This window comes from Pseudomonas sp. B37(2017), from assembly GCF_002112885.1.
Taxonomy (GTDB): domain Bacteria; phylum Pseudomonadota; class Gammaproteobacteria; order Pseudomonadales; family Pseudomonadaceae; genus Aquipseudomonas; species Aquipseudomonas paraglycinae.
This window is the reverse complement of sequence record NZ_NEIX01000001.1, coordinates 1,185,963-1,203,898: the sequence shown is the minus strand read 5'-3', so window position 1 is coordinate 1,203,898 and position 17,936 is coordinate 1,185,963. Positions and strand designations below refer to the sequence as shown.

Below are 17,936 nucleotides of genomic sequence, written 5' to 3'. Positions count from 1 at the left end.
GCAGCATGGACACTTTCCAAAGCACATTGAAACTGCAGAACATCGGGTTTCGCCAGACCACGGATCTGGTCGGGCATGAACGCGTCGTGCGGGTGGCGTTCATTCTGCTCGATCACTTCTCGCTGACGACCCTTTCGACAGCCATGGACGCGCTGGCCACCGGCAACCTGATCAACGGCGATACGGTTTACAGGATTTCGACTTATTCGTTGCAAGGCGGTCTGGTCGACAGTGATGTCGGCGTGCCGATTTCCTCGCAACGGCTGGCGGCGGAAGGGTTCAATCAGGATGCGGTGATCGTTGTGGGTGGTCAGCGGGTCCGGCTGTCGTCCAGCCCGATGTTGCGTCGGGTTCTGAAAAAAGTGGCTTGCGCCAAAGGCGTCGTGGCGGGTTGCTGGAACGCTGCGTTCTACCTGGCGGATGCGGGATTGCTGGAGGGGCAGGAGTTCGCCTGCCATGGCGATAGTCGCGCACTGATCGGCGAGTATTTCCCGCAATTGAAGGCGTGCACTCGGGACTTCGCCTTTGGCCAGCGTCGCGGGACGTGCGCCAATGCCTGCTCGGCGCTGGACATGACGCTGGCGCTGATGCAGGAGCTGGGTTCGCGCAGCGATGCGTCATTGGTGGGTGAGATCAGACGAGTGCACCAGCCGAAAAGCCGGGAAACGCTGCGCACCGAAGATGTCCGGCCGGCGGCCATTCCAAAGCCGTTGAACATGGCGCTTTCGCTGATGGAACAACACATCGAGGAGCCGCTGGAAATTGACGAGATCGCCAGTCACGTCGGTGTTTCCCGTCGCCAACTGGAAAGACGATTCGCGCGATATCTGAATGCCGCTCCCAACCGCTATTACCTGGAGTTGCGGCTGACCCGGGCCCGGCAGTTGATTGTGCAAAGTGATCGCTCATTGACGGATGTGGCGTTGGCAACCGGGTTTGTCAGCTATCCGCACTTCTATAAACGCTTCAAGGATCTGTTCGGACTGCCGCCCATGACCTTCCGGGATTACTACTACGCGAACGATTCCGATGCCGGGCGATATGCGCTCGCCGCCAACTTCTGAGCGATTGAAAAGATTCAAGTAACGCAACTTTGATGGCTGTTTTCATTCAACGCGATTCCGCGCGTTTGCTTCGTGTCGGGTTCGATTTGTCATTTCAACAATAAACGGTTCAACACTATGAAAGTCAGTTCGCTGCCCGCCGATGATGACAGCTGTGGCTGGTTCCACCTGAGCCGGCCGCGCAGTCCCGAGCCAGGCCATCGCGGCCACCGTTCGGCGCGTTGGGTCGTCGTGGGTGCCGGCTTCACCGGGCTGGCGGCGGCACGCCAGCTCGCGCTGAACTTCCCCGACGATGAAGTGGTGCTGATCGAAGCGCAGGAAGTGGGGTTGGGGCCGTCCGGTCGCAATGCCGGTTTCGCGATCGATCTGCCCCACGACATCGGGGCCGAGGACTATATCGGTGATATCGATCTGGCCCGGATCAGTCTGAAGCTGAACCTGGAGGGGCAGTCGATCCTGCGTAATCTGGTCGATCAGTTCGGCATCGATTGCCAGATGAAAGCCTGCGGCAAGTATCAGGCAGCCGTGGAAGAACGCGGCATCGCGGTGCTGGAAGCTTATCGTCGGGGTCTCGACAAGCTCGGTCAGCCGTATCAGATGATCGAGGCCGAAGAATTGCCCGAGCATCTGGGCACCCGTTTCTACCGCAAGGCGTTGTTCACCCCCGGGGCGGTGCTGGTTCAGCCGTCGGCGCTGGTGAAGGGCCTGGCGGACAGTTTGCCGGCCAACGTGACCCTCTACGAGCGCACGCCGATTCTCGAAGTGGAGTACGGCGCCAAGACTTTGCTCAAGCACGCTCACGGCAGCATCACCGCCGACAAACTGATCCTGGCCAACAACTCGTTCGGCATGCGCTTCGGTTTTCTGCAGGGCCGCATGTTGCCGATCTACACCTACGCCAGCATCACCCGCCCGCTGACCGAAGAGGAGCAGGCGCGTCTCGGTGGCAAACCGTTCTGGGGCGCGATCCCGGCAGACCCGTTCGGCACCACGGTGCGGCGCACTCCCGACAACCGTTTGCTGATCCGCAACAGTTTCAGCTTCAACCCCGATGGCCGCAGCAACAGCAAATACAACGAGCGCTTCGTGCGCCGGCACCGCGCCTCGTTCGATCAGCGCTTCCCGATGCTGCCGGGGGTGAAGTTCGAATACACCTGGGGCGGGGCGCTGGCCATGTCGAGGAACCACAACGGCTTCTTCGGCGAACTGGCGCCGAACGTTTACGGCGCGCTGGGCTGCAATGGACTGGGCGTCACCCGTGGCACGGTCACCGGCAAGTTGCTGGCCGACTGGCTGGCCGGGGAGCGCGACGGCTTGATCGATTTTCTGTTGCAGGCCCCGGGGCCGACGGGCAACCCGCCCGAACCGTTTCTGTCGCTGGGCGTGAACATGAACCTGAAGTGGGGGCAATACCGCGCCGGCCGCGAAAGTTGAACGCTCATCGCCCGACCTGCGCGATGAACTGAAGTAGCGATGCACTGAATACAAGGACAAGAAATGAACAACGTTGCTGTATCAATCGAGGACGTACCGCTCAATGGCTTTCATCGTCTGCTGACGATCCGTTCGGCCGGTGGCTCCTTAGTCGACGGGTATGTTCTGAGCATCATCGGTGTGGCGCTGGTGCACATGTCCAGGTCTCTGGCGCTGGACGATTTCTGGGAAGGCATGATCGCCGCCTCGGCGCTGATCGGCATTTTCTTCGGCGGTTTTCTCGGCGGCTGGCTGACCGATGTGCTGGGGCGCAAACGTCTGCTGTTTGTCGGGCCGACCCTGTTCATCGTGGCCTCGCTGGCGCAGCTGTGGGTCGATTCCGCGGTGGCGCTGTTTTTTCTGCGGCTGCTGCTGGGAGTGGCGGTCGGCATCGAGTACCCGGTGGCGACCTCGCTGCTGGTCGAGTTCATGCCGCGCAAATATCGCGGCCCGCGTCTGGCGACGCTGACAATCATGTGGTTCGCCGGGGCTGCAACGGCGTATGTGGTGGGCGAGCTGATGTTCAAGCTGTGGGGCTCAGATGCCTGGCGGCTGGTGCTGGCCAGCGCGGCGATCATCGGCGCGATGCTGTTTCTGGTGCGCATCGGCACCCCCGAATCGCCGCGCTGGCTGCTGAGCAAGGGCCGCGCCGCCGAAGCCGAGGCGATCATCAAACAGGTCTACGGCAACGACTTTTCCTTGGCCAATCTTCCTGAACACCGGGTGGGCGAGAAGCTGACGATCTTCAACCTGCTGCACTCCGGCTACGGCAAACGCATGCTGTTTGTCGTAGTGTTCTGGACCTGCTCGGTGGTGCCGCTGTTTGCCGTGTATGCCTTTGCGCCGAAGGTGCTGGCCGCGCTGAATCTGCAGGGCGACTGGTCGTCCCTGGGATCGGTGGCGATTACCTTGTTCTTTGTCATCGGCTGCGTGATTTCGACCCGAATCATCAACCGCGTCGGCCGACGCAATCTGCTGATCTACAGCTTTCTCTGCTCGGGCCTTGCGCTGCTCGGGCTGGCCGTCGGTCACGCCGGGCCCAATGCGCTGGTGCTCGCGTTCTTTGCCGTTTACGCCTTGTTCATCGGCGGCGCCCAGGTGCTGACGCTGGTGTACCCCAATGAACTGTTTCCCACGGAAATCCGCGCCTTCGCGGTCGGTGTCGGCACGTCACTGTCGCGCATCGGCGCGGCGGCGGGGACTTATCTGGTACCGGTTTCCCTGAGCACGTTGGGCATCGCCCAGACCATGTACATCGCGGCGGCCGTCACGTTGGTCGGCCTGGTGCTGTCGTGGGTGCTCGCGCCGGAAACCCGATCGCTCAACCTGCAACAGGCTGCCTCGCTGAACTGAACCTTGCCCGGGCCTTAACGGTGTCGGGCCAACGAATTAAACACTGCAATCACTGGAGAAAACCCTATGAACTTTGACGGCATCTTTACCCCAGCCATTACGCCTTTGTCCGCCGATGGCCAGATCGATTATTCGGCGTTTGCCGAAGTGGTCGAGTACCTGATCGAGTCACGGGTTCACGGCATCGTCATCGGTGGTTCGACCGGCGAGTACTACGCCCATACAACCGCCGAGCGGCTGAAAGTGGCCGAGCGCGCGAAGGAAGTGATCAACGGCCGCATCCCGCTGGTAATCGGCACGGGCGGGATCCGCACCGAAGATGCGGTGGCCTTCGCCGAGCACGCCAAGTCGATTGAGGCCGACGCGATTCTGGTGGGCTCGCCGCCCTATGCCTTGCCGACGCAAAAGGAAATCGCCGCGCACGTGCTGGCCGTGGACAAGGCCGCCGGCCTGCCGATCATGCTCTACAACTATCCGGCGCGGATGGGCGTGGCGATGGGGCCTGAATTCTTCGAGGCGATTGCCGGTTGCAAGAACATCGTCGCGATCAAGGAAAGCTCCGGCGACACCGCCCAGTTGCATCGTCTGGCGCATTCACATCCTTCGATTCAACTGTCCTGCGGCTGGGATGACATGGCTCTTGAGTTCTTCGCCTGGGGCGCGCGCAGCTGGGTCTGCGCCGGTTCGAACTTCATTCCGGCCGAGCACATTGCGCTGTACGAAGCCTGCGTTCTGGAGAAGAACTTCGACAAGGGCCGGCGGATCATGTCGGCGCTGTTGCCGCTGATGGACGTGCTGGAAAGCGGCAAGTTCGTCCAGTCGATCAAGCACGGCAGCGAACTGGTCGGCCTGCGGGCCGGCGGTGTGCGCAAGCCGATGCAGCCGCTGGAAGCGTCCGAGAAGGAAGTGCTGGAAAGCGTGATCAAAACCCTCAAACAGAATGTGGCGCGCATCGTCGCGGAGGTTTGAAATGGCCGATCTTCTGAGTCAAGCGCAATACCGCGAACTGGCGGCGAAGCTTGAGTTTCGCAATCAGGCGTTCATCAACGGCGAGTTTCGCAGCGCGCTGTCCGGCAAGACGTTCACCACGACCAACCCGGCCACTGAAGCGGTGTTGACCGAGATTGCTGCGTGCGGTGCCCAGGACGTGGACGTCGCTGTCGCCGCCGCCAAGGAGGCGTTCGAGGATGGACGCTGGCAGGGGCTGGCACCGTCGGCACGCAAGTCGGTGTTGCTGCGATTCGCCCAGTTGCTGGACGACCACTCTCATGAACTGGCGGTGCTGGAAAGCCTGGACAGCGGCAAACCGATCCGCGAATGCCAGAACATCGACGTGCCCGAAACGATTCATACCCTGCGCTGGCACGCTGAGCTGATCGACAAGATCTACGACTCGACCGCACCGACCGGTAGCGGCGCGGTGACCATGGTCGTGCGCGAACCGATCGGCGTGGTCGGTCTGGTGTTGCCGTGGAATTTCCCGCTGCTGATGCTCGCGTGGAAGATCGGCCCGTCGCTGGCCGCTGGCTGCTCGATTGTGGTCAAACCGGCCAAGGAAACCACCCTGAGCACCCTGCGTGTGGCCGAGCTGGCGCATCAGGCGGGGATTCCGGCCGGTGTGTTCAACGTGGTGCCCGGCGGCGGCAAGGAGGCGGGCGAGCCGCTGGGCCGTCACCCCGACGTCGCCATGGTCAGCTTCACCGGTTCGACCGATACCGGGCGGTTGTTCCTCAAGTATTCCAGCGAATCCAACCTGAAACGCATCGTGCTGGAGTGCGGCGGCAAGAACCCGGCGGTGGTGATGAACGATGTCGAAGACGTCGATCTGGTCGCCCAGCACGTGGTCAACGGCGCGTTCTGGAACATGGGCGAAAACTGCTCGGCCTCATCGCGGCTGATCGTGCATTCGGACATCAAGGACGAATTGCTCCAGCGCGTGCAGGTGCATCTGGCCGACTGGAAAATGGGCGATCCACTGGACCCGGAAAACCGTCTGGGCTCGATGATCAGCAAGGCGCATTTCGAGAAGGTCCGTTCGTACCTCGACCATGCCCGGGACGAGAATCTTTCGGTGCTGGCGGGGGGCAACACGGCCGACAACATCTTCGTCGAGCCGACCATCGTCGATGGCGTCAGCCGTGACAGTCGTCTTTTCCAGGAAGAAATCTTCGGCCCAGTGCTGAGCGTGACCACGTTCACTTCCGTCGACGAAGCGATCAGCCTGGCCAACGACACGGCTTACGGTCTGGCCGCGTCGGCGTACACCGGCAGCCTGCGCCATGCGCTGAAACTCTCGCGTGGGATCCGCGCCGGCATCGTCACCGTGAACTGCTTCGGTGAGGGCGATGCTTCAACGCCTTTCGGCGGCTACAAGGAGTCGGGTTTCGGTGGGCGTGACAAGTCGATCTGGGCCCATGACCAGTACACCGAGCTGAAAACCATCTGGATCGACGCGTCCTGATTCATCGCGGTTAATCGCAGGTCTTTTTCGCCCCGATCGGTACGCGCGTACCGGTTGGGGCGAATTGCGTTCATTCCCGAGTATTTTGCCGCCCCGGCGGTTAGCATGGCGCTACAACAATGAAACCGATGGACCACACCTTGATCGAACGACGCCAATTCAGCGGTGGCATGAAGGGCAAGAACCTTCGCTACCTGAACGAGCCCACCAGCGGGCCGGGACGCATGACCCGCACCGGGTTTGTGCTGCTGGAGCATTTTTCCCTGCCGGCCTTCACCCAGGCGCTGGACACCCTTGTCACCGCCAATCTGCTGCGCCCCGGTCTGTTTTCCACGCGCACTTTCGGCTTGAGCGACGGCGAAGTGATCAGCGATCTGGGGCTGGTGATTCGCCCGGACTTGGGTCTGGAAACCAGCGCGTTGCAGGAACTGGATCTGCTGGTGATCTGCGGCGGCTACCGCACGGAATTGAAGGCGAGCGACGAGTTCATCAACCTGCTGAAAATGGCCGCCGAGGCCGGCGTGATCCTGGCCGGGTTGTGGAACGGCGCGTGGTTCCTGGGCCGGGCAGGGGTGCTGGAAGGCTACCGCTGTGCGATTCACCCGGAGCATCGGCCGGCGCTGGCGGAGATTTCCAAGGCGACTCAGGTCAGCAGCGAACCCTACGTGATCGACCGCGACCGGCTGACCGCGTCCAGTCCGTCCGGTGCATTCCACATGGCGCTGGACTGGATCAAGGGCCTGCACGACAAGGCGCTGGTCGAAGGCATCGAAGACATTCTGGCGTTCGAGGAATCGCGCTATCGGCGGATCAAACCGACCGAGAACATCTGCGTCAGCGCGCCGTTGCGTGAAGTGGTGAAGCTGATGGATGCCAATCTGGAGGAACCGCTAGAGCTGGAGCAACTGGCGGTGTATGCCGGCCGATCCCGACGTCAGCTGGAGCGGCTGTTCAAGGAACAACTGGGCACCACGCCACAACGCTATTACATGGAACTGCGCATCACCGAGGCCCGGCGTCTGCTGCAACACACCGAGCTGTCCCAGGTGGACGTGCTGGTGGCGTGCGGATTCGTGTCGCCGAGTCATTTCAGCAAGTGCTACAGCGCCTATTTCGGTTATCGACCTTCCAAAGAAAAACGGCTCGTCAAATGACGAGCCGTTTGGCGTGCTCCTTCAGAGGTGATCGGCGTCGATGATCGCCTGAGCGAAGGCTTTCGGGTCTTCCTGCGGCAGGTTGTGACCGATGCCGCCGTTGATCAGGCGGAACTGGTACTTGCCGGTGAAGCGTTTGGCGTAGTCCTCCGGCGCCGGGTGCGGCGCGCCGTTGGCATCGCCTTCCATAGTGATGGTCGGCACGCTGATCGACGGCGCGGTGGCGAGTTTCTGTTCCAGTGCATCGTACTGGCTTTCACCCTGCACCAGGCCCAGACGCCAGCGGTAGTTGAACACAGTGATCGCGACGTGATCCGGGTTCTGCAATGCCTTGGCGCTGCGGTCGAAGGTGGCGTCGTCGAAGGCCCATTTCGGTGACGCCAGTTGCCAGATCAGCTTGGCGAAGTCATGGGTGTTCATGGTGTAACCGGCCTCACCACGGTCGGTGGCGAAGTAGAACTGATACCACCATTGCAGCTCGGCCTTGGGCGGCAGCGGATTCTTGCCGGCGGCCTGATTGCCGATCAGGTAACCGCTGACCGACACCAGCGCCTTGACCCGCTCCGGCCACAGCGCCGAAACGATGTCCGCCGAACGCGCGCCCCAGTCGTAGCCGCCGAGCACGGCTTGTTTGATTTTCAGGGCATCCATGAAATCGATCACGTCACTGGCCAGCGCCGCCGGCTGACCGTTGCGCACGGTCTTTTCAGACAGGAAATGCGTGTCGCCATAACCCCGGGCATACGGCATCAACACCCGATAACCCTTGGCCGCCAGCAGCGGCGCGACGTCGTCGTAGCTGTGAATGTCGTAGGGCCAGCCGTGCAGGAGAATCACCACCGGGCCATTGGCCGGGCCGGTTTCGGCGTAGGCCACGTCCAGCAGGCCAGCCTTCACATGCTTGAGCGGGCCGAAGGGCAGGTCGGCTTTGACGCTGGCGGCTTCGGTCTTGACCGGCTCGGGTGCTGCGGTTTGCGCCTGAGCGAAGGCGCCAAACTGCAACAGCGCGGTGGCAAGAATCGACAGACCCAGCAGGCGGCGACGGTTTTTCCCGGTGGGGACGGTGGCGTGTGGTGCGTGCTTCATGGCAAGTCTCCTTATGATCGGCGAGGGCCGGGTTCTGGCTGAACCCTTCGTATCTGGCGTTCATTAAAGACTGGCCACGTATCTGCGCTGTTTCCGTTTTCGTGGGCTGATGCACGGGCATGTATCCGGGGGGCGTTCGTACACACTGGGATACAAACCTGCGGCCAACAAAAAGCCCCGAATGTTCGGGGCTCTTGCTGACCTTGGGCTTCAGGCCTGAGTGACGTGCTTGGGCCCGGCCAGCGCCCAGGCGATCAGCCCGAACAGCGGCACAAACACGATCAATACGATCCAGACGCCTTTGTTGCTGGCTTTCCCCTCACTCTTGCGCACCCTGTTGATCGCCCACAATTCGATGAGCAAAAGAACGACGGCCAGTACGATCCACGTGGTTTCAAGTTGCATGGGCTACCTCCTGATGGTCATTGGTTTAGGCGGGGCATGCCACTCAGGGTTCATTTAATTTGCCTGGTGACTTGCTTCGCCCACGTGCACAAATGTTCTAAACGCCTCGGCAAAGTCGCGGTAACGTAGACGTCCTCAACGAACAACCACTGCCTTCGGAGCCTTGCGTGGACAAACGCAACTGGATCGAGCTGTCCCAGGATGCCGACACCGGGATCGAGTCGATTCGTGCCCATTTCCAGGGCCATGCCTACGATCCGCACTGGCATGACAGCTTTCTGGTGGGCGTCACCGAGCAGGGCGTGCAGCAGTTTCATTGCCGGCGGGTGCGGCATCTGAGTACGCCGGGCAAGATTTTCATGCTGGAACCGGGTGAGATCCACGACGGGCACGCGCCGACGGAGGAGGGCTTCACCTATTCCATGCTTTATCTCGATCCGCACTGGCTGGAGCGCGAATTGCGCGTGTTGTTCGAACACGCGCCGGACAACAGCCAACTCGGGTTCACCGATACCCTGAGTCAGGATTCGCGCCTGTCCACGGCCATCAATCAGGCCTTCAACGCCTTGCATCAAGGCGACTTGCGCATCGTGCGCCAGACCGCCATCGACACCTTGCTCGGTTCGCTGACGTCGCACCTCGACTGGCGCAAGCGCCAGCCATTCGATCCGCGCCTGCCACGGGTAGCCCAAGTGGCGCGGGACTATCTGCATGCTCATGCCTTTGAGGACATCGGGCTGGACGACGTAGCCCAGGCCTGCGGGGTTGATCGCTTTCGTCTGACCCGTGCATTCAAGGCCGCTTTCGGACTAGCGCCGCATGCCTACCTGATTCAGTTGCGCCTGGCCCGCGCCCGGCAATTGCTGGCGCGGGGCGAAACACCCGCCACCGTCGCCAGCGCCCTCGGTTTCGCCGATCAGAGCCATCTCGGGCGCTGGTTCCGCCGTGCCTATCACCTGACGCCGGCGGATTACCGCAAGCGCTGCTCAAACCTTCCAGACTGAAACCCGCACAACCGCGACCATGACTTCCTGTTCTGATCCGGGAGTCCTGTCATGGAATCGTTGCTGCCTTTTCTGCTGTTTTCCTTCGTCGCCTCGATCACCCCGGGGCCGACCAATATTCTGGTGATGAGCCACAGCTCGCGGCGCGGTCTGACGGCCACCGTGCCGATCATCTTCGGCGCGTGTGTGTCGGCGGCGCTGGTGGTGCTGGTGGTCGGGCTCGGCGTGGGGGAAACCTTGCTGCGCTATCCCCGCGTGCAGCAGGCGATGGCCTGGGTCGGGGTGTTGTGGTTGAGCTGGCTGGCGTGGCAGATCTTTCGCAGCACACCGCCATCGTTGGAGTCCTCGACGTCGAATGATGACGGCTTCAACGTATTCGGCGCCGCCGGCCTGCAATTGATCAACCCCAAGGTCTGGATGATGGCCGTGGCGGTGGTGAGTGTGTTTGGCGGCAACGGTGACGACAGCGCGCGGATGCTGCTGTTGTCGGCGGTTTTTCTAATGGTCTGCCTGCCGTGCATGACGGCGTGGGCGCTGCTGGGCGTGGGCAGTGCGCGGTTCTTTGGCTCGCCACGGGCATTGCGGCGCATGAATGCCGGGCTGGCGTTTTTGTTGTTGCTGTCGGCTTGGTTGGCGGTGTTGGTCTAGGCATCGGCACCTGCCGCATTCCTGACAGGAATGCACCGCATAAAATCAATGAATTTCTATTATCAATCTTCGTGACGTAGGGTGATTCAAGGACACGGAGAAACGCCCTTGAACACTTCATCTACTGAGAAATTCGACACCTCCCGCGCCAATGAATATGGCAAGCAAAGCCGCATTGCGCTGGCGGGCTATGACGCTTGCCATGACCTAGCCGCGTGCATGCTGGCCGCCAGTCTCGGTAACGCAGGTTTGGCGCGGATTCTGGCGGTTGGCGCAGGCGGGACAGCCCAGGAAATCATCGCGATGGGGCGTCTGGAGCCAGGCTGGCGTTTCATGGCGGTTGACCCTTCAGAGCCGATGCTGGCGGCGGCGACCGAGCAGTTGCGGTCGCATGACTTGCTTGAGCGAACGGATCTGCATCTCGGGCCGGTCGATGACTTGCCTGCCGATGAGTCTTACGACGCCGCAACGGTGATCGGCGTTCTGCATCATCTGGAAGGCGATGAGGCCAAACGAGCGCTTCTGCAATCCATTCGGGCGCGTTTGAAACCGGGAGCTCCGCTGATCGTGGCCGGCAATCACTACGCGTATGCCAGCCAGCCGTTGCTGCTGGAAGCGTGGGCGCAGCGCTGGCGCCAGAACGGTGCCAGCGCCGATGAGGTGAAGGCCAAACTGGGGAAAATCCTCCAGGGCGCCGATCCTCCCCATTCCGAGGCGGCGGTTCAAAAGCTGTTGCATGGGGCCGGATTCGGCGAGGCCACCCGGTTTTTCAGCAGCCTGTTCTGGGGCGCGTGGTTGACGCGTAAAACGAGTTGACCGGTGCCTTAGCGACGAATCCGACCACGCGCATTTGAAATCCCCGCCGTTGCCCCCCAGAATCGCGCCCCGATCCGGTCACCAGTGCCGGGCGTTCAGAGTGAAAGGGGTTGCGGTTGAACGAACAGACATTGTCCATGCGCCTGGAGCGGGTGGCGGCGCATGTGCCCGCCGGTGCGCGGTTGGCCGATATCGGCTCGGATCACGGTTACCTGCCGGTGGCCCTGATGCGCCGTGGCGCGATCGCGGCGGCGGTGGCGGGCGAGATGGCCGAGACGCCGTTCCGTTCGGCACAACGCACCGTGCGCGAAAACGATCTTGAGCAGCAGGTCACTGTGCGCCTGGCCAATGGCTTGATGGCCGTCGAGCCGGCGGACGGGATCACGGCAATTACCGTGTGCGGCATGGGTGGCGAGACCATCCGCGACATTCTCGAAGGCGGCAAGGCGCGCCTGAGCGGCCGCGAACGTCTGATCCTGCAACCCAACGGCGGCGAACAACCGCTGCGCCAATGGCTGATGGACAACGGCTATCGAATCCTCTGCGAAGACGTGCTGCACGAAAACCGCTTCGACTACGAAATCATCGTAGCCGAGCGAGGCGAGCCGGTGACTTATACCGCCGAAGAACTGTACTTCGGGCCGCTGCAGTTGCAGACGCGCAGTCCTGCGTTTGTCAGCAAGTGGCAGCATCGGTTGCGGCACAAGCAGCAGACGCTGAGCCACTTCGCTCGGGCTCGGCATGGGGTATGCGAGCAAAAGGTGCAGGATCTGAAGCAGCAGGTGCGCTGGATCACTGACGTGCTGGGGTGAAACTCTCGGAGATGCTAATGAGGGCGATCCTGTCCGAAGTCAGGTTTGCCCGGTGCTGCGCCTGCCAGCGCCACACCGGGCAATGATTCCAGCGCGATCAGCTACCGAAAGACTCCATCAAAACCTGCACCAATTCACCGCCCTGAGGCGTCGCCCAGCTACCGGCCAGTTCGGCAATCAACTGGTTGGTGCTGGTCAGCGTGACACCAGCCTTGTCCATGCGGCGCAATGCGATGTCATCGGCTGCTTTGGTTGGTGACGCACCGGCATCGGCGACGACCTGGACTTCGTAACCATCACGCACCAGCGAGAGCGCCGGGTAAACGGTGCAGACGTCGTTGGTGACGCCGGCGATGATCAGTTTACGGCGACCGGTCGCCTTCACTGCGGCGGCGAAGTGTTCGTCGTCCATGGCGTTGACGATGCCAAGGCGTTTGATGCGGCTCGCAAACTCAGCCGGCAGGATCTGCTCAAGCTCACTCAGGAGCGGACCTTGTGCGTGCTCTTCCATGCTGGAGGTCAACACGACGGGCATTTTCAGAATGCGCGCGGCCTTGGCGAGCATCAGGGCGTTGCGTTTGAGTTCTTCGAAAGCCATCGATTTGGCCCAGCCCATGGTCCCGACCTGGTGATCGATCAGCAGAAGGGCAGCATTGTCGGCACTGAAGTTTTCGTACGTCATGGTGGTTCTCCTGGCATTTGAAATGGGAGGAATGCCCCCGGTGGTGGAGTCAGCGAAGATTCAGATTTCCAAAATCACCCCGTTGATAGCGGGCCACGGCGGCGGTCAGGGCTTCTGAAGAAGCGAGCGCCATCGGGCCCTGCCAATGCACCGGCTGGTTCAAGGGCGTGCCTGAGAAAACGACGGCCTTGGCGTTGCCGGTCGGCGCACTCAAGGTGACTCTACGATCCGCCCCTTGCGGGAGATTGACCGGTACTTTCGGATCGGACAGATCGAAGGGGTGGCCGTCGACAGACACTTCGCCATCTATAGGCATGACGAACGCCACATGACCTTCGGGAATCGAGACGCTCAGTTCGCGCCCGGCCTCCAGGGATATGTCCAGCAGTCGCACGTCGGTTGGCAGCGACAGAGGAGACACAACGTTTCGGAAGCTGCCCAGAGGTACTCGAACCTTCACGCCCGGCGAATGAACGACCGGCACCTCCTGAGATTCAACGCTGAAGGCAAACGGTGCTTGCGACTGTTTGTCCTCCGGCAGATTGATAAAAATCTGCAGCATGTGAACGGTCTTGCCGGGCTCGGCCGGAACTTCTTCGTGCACGACGCCATTGCCCGCCGCCGTCCAGTGCAGACCTCCGGGCTGGATCAGGTTGCGATTGCCCAGTGAGTCCTGGTTATCGATACCGGTTTGCGAATCCATAAACAGGTAAGACACCGCCGAGAACCCTGCATGAGGGTGGGCCGGAAACGTCGGTCCGCTGATCCAGGCGTGATCGACGCCCAAAAACGGGTCGATCGGTTTCGCATGCCGATCGCCTCGCAGGGTGAACGCCCTGAATCGGCTGCCGTGGTTCATGCGCTGCAAACGTGCGGTGGTGAGCATGGCTGCGTTCCTCAAGCCTCTGCGGACAGGGTCGGGTAGTCGATGTAGCCTTCTGGGCCCGGGGCGTAAAAGGTGTTTTTGTCCGCAGTATTCAGCTCGGCACCACTGCGCAAACGCTCGGGCAAGTCAGGGTTAGCGATAAACGCACTGCCAAACACCACCGCATCGGCCTGGCCACTGGAAATCAGGGATTCGGCGGTATTTTTGTCGAGAGCGCTGCCGATCAGGTAGCGCCCGGTAAAGAGAGGTCGCAGCGCTGCGTGGTAGTCGAACGTGGCGCCGAACAGCGCGACATGCAGGTAAGCGAGATTGAAAGCGCGCAGTTGTTCGACCAGGTGCGTGTAGGTTTCCTGCGGGTTGGCATCGACGATGTCGTTGAAGTTCATTTCGGGCGAAATCTTGATGCCGACGCGGTCACCGCCAATCTCATCCGCCATGGCGGCGAGCACTTCCAGCACGAAGCGGACGCGGTTTTCAACCGGGCCGCCATATTCGTCATCTCGCTGGTTACTGCCAGTGGACAAGAATTGCTCCGGCAGATAACCGGATGCCGCATGCAACTCGACACCATCGAAACCCGCCTCGATCGCGCGGCGTGCAGCCTGGCGATAGCCTTCGACGACGGCAGCGATTTCGACGATGGTCAAGGCGTGCGGGACGACGAAATCCTGCAAACCGTTGGCGGTGTAGGTCTGCCCCTCTACCTTGATGGCAGAAGGTGCCTGCGGCTGAGCGCCATTGGCGAGCAATGAAGGGTGGGAAACCCGTCCGCAGTGCATCAGTTGCATGAAGATGCGACCGCCACGGGCATGCACGGCGTCCGTGACCTGCTTCCAGGCCGCCATCTGTTCGGCAGTTGCGATACCCGGCGTTCGGACGTAGCCCTTGCCGAGAGCAACGGGAAACACGCCTTCGGAAATGATCAGCCCGGCACTGGCGCGCTGACCGTAGTAAGTCGCGACCAGATCCGTCGGTACACCGTCATCATCGGCGCGCGAACGCGTCATGGGTGCCATGACGATACGGTTGGAGAGGGTGTGACGGCCGACCTGGATTTCAGAAAAAAGTGGGTTCATCGCGGTGCTCCTCAGTAGTGATGGAGCTATCATCAGTCAATTCAAATTCGGGATAAATCCGTCAAAATTGAAATTACTGATCCACTGATGGAGCAATCTTTTTGGAATACCTGAACGACATGGCGTTGTTTGTGGAAGTTGTGAAAATGCGCGGCTTTCGTGGGGCGGCGGAGTCGCTGGGCATGCCCAACTCAACGCTTTCCCGGCGCATCAGTGGCCTGGAGAAGGCCATCGGCTTGCGTCTGTTGCACCGCACGACACGCCGGATCGAGTTGACGGAGGCCGGGCAACTTTATTTCGAGCGCTGCAAGCGGATCGTGGAAGAGGCGAGACTGGCCCATGAGCAATTGGGCGAAATGCTTGCCCGGCCCAGTGGTTTGCTGCGGGTTTCGATGCCGGTGGACTTCGCCACTATCTATCTGGCGCCGCTGATTGCCGAGTTTGCCCGTGAGTATCCGGGTATCCGCTTCGATCTTGAACTCACACCACGGCAGGTGGATCTGGTCAGCGACCCGGTCGACATCGTCATTCGGATGGGCGAACCGCCGAACTCAAACCTGATTGCCCGCAAGTTGGCGAGTATGAAGCGTGCTTTTTACGCATCGCCCCGGTATCTCGAACTGTTCGGGGAACCGGAGCAACCTGCCCAACTCATCAATCATGAATGCCTCAGAATGCGTGGCTCCGGTTCTGACCACTGGACACTCATCAGTGAAACCGGGAGCGAACAGGTGGAGGTCGGAGGACGTTTTGAACTCAACAGTGTGGGCATGCTCCGGCGCATGGCGTCTCTGGATCTGGGGATCGCGCTGTTACCGGAGGGTATCGCCGTCCAGGATGTGGCGAGCGGAACATTGCGCAGAGTGCTGGCGCAATGGCAGGCACCACCGGTTTCGGTCTACGCATTGACAGAGACGCGACTGCTCCCGGCCAAGACGCAACGTTTCATCGAGTTTCTGCGTGACAGGCTCGATTGCGCGTGAGGGGTACTCTGGGATCAGTAACGGATTGAAGCTGATATCATCCAACAACTTTCAAGCAGGCCAAATCACCATGAACCGTCAGAAAAAACTGCAACAGCTCTTCAAGGAAAAATCCAGAAAGGCCAACGCCAAACTGGCACCCAAGAGCAACAAACCGAAGTACATCAGCAAGGCGGATCGCCTGAAAATGGCGGCTGAAGCGACCCCCGAAGCAAGTGCTGTCACCGAGGACTGATTGAGCGGGGTTCAACCGTTTCGGGTTTCCCCAAGTATCCGCGCCGCGTCCCGCGAGGGTGGCAACCCGAACACCCGTGCGTAGTCACGGCTGAACTGTGTAGCGCTTTCATACCCCACTTCGAACGCCGCCTGGGTGACATTCCTGGTACTCGCCACCATCAGCGTCCGGGCCTGTAGCAGACGAACCCGCTTTTGATACTGCAATGGACTCAGCGCCGTAACGGCTTTGAAGTGTCGGTGGAAGGCGGACACGCTCATTGACGCAAGCCGGGCCAGGTCGTCTACCCGGATCGGTTCGGCAAAGTCCTGCCGTATGTGCGCAATGGCCAGGTTGACGCGCGCCATGGCGCTGTCGGGGGCAGCGATGTCCCGCAGCATCCAGCCATGGGGGCCTTGCAGGACACGGTACAGAATCTCCCGCTCATAGACCGGCGCCAGTGCCGCGATCTCTTCAGGCTGGCCCATCAGACGCAGCATCCGCACCCAGGCATCCATCAAGGGCGGGGTGACAGCCGCCACCGAAAAACCGGCGTCCTGCTCGTGTTGGCCGAGAGGTTTGGGCAGGTCGGCCAGCAGCGTCGTCAAGACAACCGGATCAAGCGTCAGACTCACTGCCAGGTACGGCTCGCCAGCGGGAGAGGGGTGAACCTGGCCGACGGCCGGCAGATCGATGGACATGACAAAGTAGGTCGCCGGGTCGTAATGCAGCGTACGGTCGGCGATGGTCATGGATTTGCTGCCTTGCAGGATCAGGTTGATCATCGGTTGGTAAACCGCCGCCAGCAAGTGTTCAGGGATTTCACCCTGAACCATGGCAACCCGTGGAATGCCTGTTTCCGTGCGGCGGTTCTGCGCGTTTCGGGCCAGGGCGCGAAGTTCTGTCAGTTGGCTGTTCATGCCGTGCATCTGACCCCACACGGATACACCCGCGCAAGCAAAAAGCAGTAACAGGCAGGTTTCGAAGAGGAACCGCTGCGCTCGCCGCCCGGCCGATGGCTACTGTGGTGCTTCAACTCAAATGACAGTGGAGCAGCGCATGAGCGTTATCGTTATTACCGGCGGCAGCCGTGGCATCGGCGCCAGTGCGGCCGAGGAGTGTGCACGACTCGGTATGGGCGTCATCCTGACTTATCAGCGCAATGCCGAGGCGGCAGCTTCGGTCGTCCAGCGCATTCAAGTCTCGGGTGGCACCGCCGTGGCGCTTCAACTGGACGTTGCCGACGTCAGTCAGTTCGACGATTTCCGCCAGAAGGTCGTTCACGCACTCCAGGCTACTTGGGGCGAAAAAAGGCTATCCGGGCTGGTCAACAACGCCGGCCACGGCCTGTTCAATTCGCTGGAAACAGTAACCGAGGCACAGTTCGACGGTCTGTTGAACACCCACCTCAAAGGCCCGTTTTTTCTCACGCAGACCCTGCTGCCCCTGATGAGCGAGGGCGCCAGTATCGTCAATCTGACCAGCGCCACCACCCGCGTCGCCATGCCCGGCGTCGCGCCCTACGCTGCTGCCAAGGGCGGACTGGAAGTGCTGACGCGTTACATGGCCAAGGAGTTCGCGGATCGTCGCATTCGGGCCAACGCAGTTTCGCCGGGTGCGATCCGCACTGAATTGGGCGGCGGTCTGAATGATGAGTTCGAGGCCTTGCTCGCTTCGCAAACGGCGCTCGGTCGGGTGGGCGAGCCGCAGGACGTCGCTCGGGTGATTGCCCTGTTGCTGTCTGATGAGAGCGGCTGGATCAATGCTCAGTCCATTGAGGTCGCAGGCGGTTACTTCATCTGAATCAATACCCGAATGC

Annotated in this window: 19 protein-coding genes; 13 read left to right on the top strand and 6 right to left on the bottom strand. The window is 61.1% G+C overall.

The features are described from left to right. The first annotated feature begins 5 nt into the window (after positions 1 to 5). The 6 genes from CAF90_RS05470 (at position 6) to CAF90_RS05445 (ending at position 7,505) form a co-directional block, all read left to right on the top strand. Complete coding sequence (locus tag CAF90_RS05470; protein WP_085604597.1) at positions 6 to 1,064, top strand: GlxA family transcriptional regulator; 1,059 nt, start codon at positions 6 to 8, stop codon at positions 1,062 to 1,064. A gap of 117 nt (positions 1,065 to 1,181) precedes the next feature. Beyond that, positions 1,182 to 2,498 carry an FAD-binding oxidoreductase gene (locus tag CAF90_RS05465; RefSeq protein WP_085604594.1) on the top strand — a complete coding sequence of 439 codons (1,317 nt, stop codon included), beginning with the start codon at positions 1,182 to 1,184 and terminating at the stop codon, positions 2,496 to 2,498. Between the two features lie 63 nt (positions 2,499 to 2,561). Then, the gene (locus CAF90_RS05460; RefSeq protein WP_085604591.1) at positions 2,562 to 3,890 is read left to right on the top strand and encodes an MFS transporter; all 1,329 of its coding nucleotides are present in this window, start codon (positions 2,562 to 2,564) and stop codon (positions 3,888 to 3,890) included. Positions 3,891 to 3,956: 66 nt separating this feature from the next. Continuing rightward, the gene (locus tag CAF90_RS05455; RefSeq protein WP_007955394.1) at positions 3,957 to 4,859 is read left to right on the top strand and encodes a dihydrodipicolinate synthase family protein; all 903 of its coding nucleotides are present in this window, start codon (positions 3,957 to 3,959) and stop codon (positions 4,857 to 4,859) included. A 1-nt stretch (position 4,860) separates the two neighbouring features. Then, positions 4,861 to 6,351, top strand: a complete 1,491-nt coding sequence (locus tag CAF90_RS05450; protein WP_085604588.1) for an aldehyde dehydrogenase — start codon at positions 4,861 to 4,863, stop codon at positions 6,349 to 6,351. 128 nt (positions 6,352 to 6,479) lie between these two features. Beyond that, a complete protein-coding gene (locus tag CAF90_RS05445) occupies positions 6,480 to 7,505 on the top strand; it encodes a GlxA family transcriptional regulator (RefSeq protein WP_085605170.1) in 1,026 nt (341 codons plus the stop codon). 21 nt (positions 7,506 to 7,526) lie between these two features. On the opposite strand, the gene CAF90_RS05440 is transcribed toward CAF90_RS05445, so the two are convergent. Together CAF90_RS05440 and CAF90_RS05435 are read right to left on the bottom strand one after the other, a co-directional pair. After that, positions 7,527 to 8,591 (bottom strand): alpha/beta fold hydrolase, encoded by a 1,065-nt coding sequence (locus tag CAF90_RS05440; RefSeq protein WP_085604585.1) that lies wholly within the window; start codon positions 8,589 to 8,591, stop codon positions 7,527 to 7,529. Between the two features lie 210 nt (positions 8,592 to 8,801). Then, positions 8,802 to 8,996 carry a PLDc N-terminal domain-containing protein gene (locus CAF90_RS05435; RefSeq protein ID WP_007955366.1) on the bottom strand — a complete coding sequence of 65 codons (195 nt, stop codon included), beginning with the start codon at positions 8,994 to 8,996 and terminating at the stop codon, positions 8,802 to 8,804. 167 nt (positions 8,997 to 9,163) lie between these two features. On the opposite strand from CAF90_RS05435, the gene CAF90_RS05430 reads away from it, so the two are divergent. From CAF90_RS05430 to CAF90_RS05415, 4 genes are all read left to right on the top strand, one after another. Beyond that, the gene (locus CAF90_RS05430) at positions 9,164 to 10,000 is read left to right on the top strand and encodes an AraC family transcriptional regulator (protein WP_085604582.1); all 837 of its coding nucleotides are present in this window, start codon (positions 9,164 to 9,166) and stop codon (positions 9,998 to 10,000) included. Between the two features lie 51 nt (positions 10,001 to 10,051). Continuing rightward, a complete protein-coding gene (locus tag CAF90_RS05425) occupies positions 10,052 to 10,648 on the top strand; it encodes a LysE family translocator (protein ID WP_085604579.1) in 597 nt (198 codons plus the stop codon). Between the two features lie 108 nt (positions 10,649 to 10,756). Beyond that, positions 10,757 to 11,464 (top strand): class I SAM-dependent methyltransferase, encoded by a 708-nt coding sequence (locus tag CAF90_RS05420; RefSeq protein ID WP_085604576.1) that lies wholly within the window; start codon positions 10,757 to 10,759, stop codon positions 11,462 to 11,464. A gap of 116 nt (positions 11,465 to 11,580) precedes the next feature. Beyond that, positions 11,581 to 12,276 carry a tRNA (adenine(22)-N(1))-methyltransferase TrmK gene (locus CAF90_RS05415; protein ID WP_085604573.1) on the top strand — a complete coding sequence of 232 codons (696 nt, stop codon included), beginning with the start codon at positions 11,581 to 11,583 and terminating at the stop codon, positions 12,274 to 12,276. Positions 12,277 to 12,373: 97 nt separating this feature from the next. Here the strand turns inward: CAF90_RS05415 and CAF90_RS05410 are convergent, their stop codons facing one another. From CAF90_RS05410 to CAF90_RS05400, 3 genes are read right to left on the bottom strand one after another with little or no spacing between them, the layout of a single operon-like run. After that, positions 12,374 to 12,958: an isochorismatase family protein gene (locus tag CAF90_RS05410; RefSeq protein ID WP_085604570.1), complete on the bottom strand. Its 585-nt coding sequence runs from the start codon at positions 12,956 to 12,958 to the stop codon at positions 12,374 to 12,376. Between the two features lie 49 nt (positions 12,959 to 13,007). Then, positions 13,008 to 13,844: a pirin family protein gene (locus CAF90_RS05405; protein WP_085604567.1), complete on the bottom strand. Its 837-nt coding sequence runs from the start codon at positions 13,842 to 13,844 to the stop codon at positions 13,008 to 13,010. Positions 13,845 to 13,855: 11 nt separating this feature from the next. Next, positions 13,856 to 14,920, bottom strand: coding sequence for an alkene reductase (locus tag CAF90_RS05400; RefSeq protein ID WP_085604564.1), 1,065 nt, complete (start codon positions 14,918 to 14,920; stop codon positions 13,856 to 13,858). A gap of 101 nt (positions 14,921 to 15,021) precedes the next feature. Here CAF90_RS05400 and CAF90_RS05395 point away from each other — a divergent pair, with 101 nt between their 5' ends. Both CAF90_RS05395 and CAF90_RS05390 read left to right on the top strand, forming a co-directional pair. After that, positions 15,022 to 15,903, top strand: coding sequence for a LysR family transcriptional regulator (locus CAF90_RS05395; protein ID WP_085604562.1), 882 nt, complete (start codon positions 15,022 to 15,024; stop codon positions 15,901 to 15,903). 70 nt (positions 15,904 to 15,973) lie between these two features. Continuing rightward, positions 15,974 to 16,138 (top strand): DUF2986 domain-containing protein, encoded by a 165-nt coding sequence (locus CAF90_RS05390; RefSeq protein ID WP_085605168.1) that lies wholly within the window; start codon positions 15,974 to 15,976, stop codon positions 16,136 to 16,138. 11 nt (positions 16,139 to 16,149) lie between these two features. On the opposite strand, the gene CAF90_RS05385 is transcribed toward CAF90_RS05390, so the two are convergent. After that, positions 16,150 to 17,037 carry an AraC family transcriptional regulator gene (locus CAF90_RS05385; protein ID WP_170929352.1) on the bottom strand — a complete coding sequence of 296 codons (888 nt, stop codon included), beginning with the start codon at positions 17,035 to 17,037 and terminating at the stop codon, positions 16,150 to 16,152. A gap of 139 nt (positions 17,038 to 17,176) precedes the next feature. Between CAF90_RS05385 and CAF90_RS05380 the strand changes: the two genes are divergently transcribed. Then, complete coding sequence (locus CAF90_RS05380) at positions 17,177 to 17,920, top strand: SDR family NAD(P)-dependent oxidoreductase (protein ID WP_085604559.1); 744 nt, start codon at positions 17,177 to 17,179, stop codon at positions 17,918 to 17,920. Positions 17,921 to 17,936: the final 16 nt, after the last annotated feature.

Excerpts from the sequence above, each read along its gene's own strand:
- CAF90_RS05380 (WP_085604559.1), top strand. The coding sequence starts at position 17,177 with ATGAGCGTTATCGTTATTACCGGCGGCAGCCGTGGCATCGGCGCCAGT.
- CAF90_RS05400 (WP_085604564.1), bottom strand. The coding sequence starts at position 14,920 with ATGAACCCACTTTTTTCTGAAATCCAGGTCGGCCGTCACACCCTCTCC.
- CAF90_RS05455 (WP_007955394.1), top strand. The coding sequence starts at position 3,957 with ATGAACTTTGACGGCATCTTTACCCCAGCCATTACGCCTTTGTCCGCC.
- CAF90_RS05440 (WP_085604585.1), bottom strand. The coding sequence starts at position 8,591 with ATGAAGCACGCACCACACGCCACCGTCCCCACCGGGAAAAACCGTCGC.
- CAF90_RS05465 (WP_085604594.1), top strand. The coding sequence starts at position 1,182 with ATGAAAGTCAGTTCGCTGCCCGCCGATGATGACAGCTGTGGCTGGTTC.
- CAF90_RS05460 (WP_085604591.1), top strand. The coding sequence starts at position 2,562 with ATGAACAACGTTGCTGTATCAATCGAGGACGTACCGCTCAATGGCTTT.
- CAF90_RS05425 (WP_085604579.1), top strand. The coding sequence starts at position 10,052 with ATGGAATCGTTGCTGCCTTTTCTGCTGTTTTCCTTCGTCGCCTCGATC.
- CAF90_RS05470 (WP_085604597.1), top strand. The coding sequence starts at position 6 with ATGGACACTTTCCAAAGCACATTGAAACTGCAGAACATCGGGTTTCGC.
- CAF90_RS05435 (WP_007955366.1), bottom strand. The coding sequence starts at position 8,996 with ATGCAACTTGAAACCACGTGGATCGTACTGGCCGTCGTTCTTTTGCTC.
- CAF90_RS05410 (WP_085604570.1), bottom strand. The coding sequence starts at position 12,958 with ATGACGTACGAAAACTTCAGTGCCGACAATGCTGCCCTTCTGCTGATC.
- CAF90_RS05450 (WP_085604588.1), top strand. The coding sequence starts at position 4,861 with ATGGCCGATCTTCTGAGTCAAGCGCAATACCGCGAACTGGCGGCGAAG.
- CAF90_RS05405 (WP_085604567.1), bottom strand. The coding sequence starts at position 13,844 with ATGCTCACCACCGCACGTTTGCAGCGCATGAACCACGGCAGCCGATTC.
- CAF90_RS05445 (WP_085605170.1), top strand. The coding sequence starts at position 6,480 with ATGGACCACACCTTGATCGAACGACGCCAATTCAGCGGTGGCATGAAG.
- CAF90_RS05390 (WP_085605168.1), top strand. The coding sequence starts at position 15,974 with ATGAACCGTCAGAAAAAACTGCAACAGCTCTTCAAGGAAAAATCCAGA.
- CAF90_RS05385 (WP_170929352.1), bottom strand. The coding sequence starts at position 17,037 with ATGAACAGCCAACTGACAGAACTTCGCGCCCTGGCCCGAAACGCGCAG.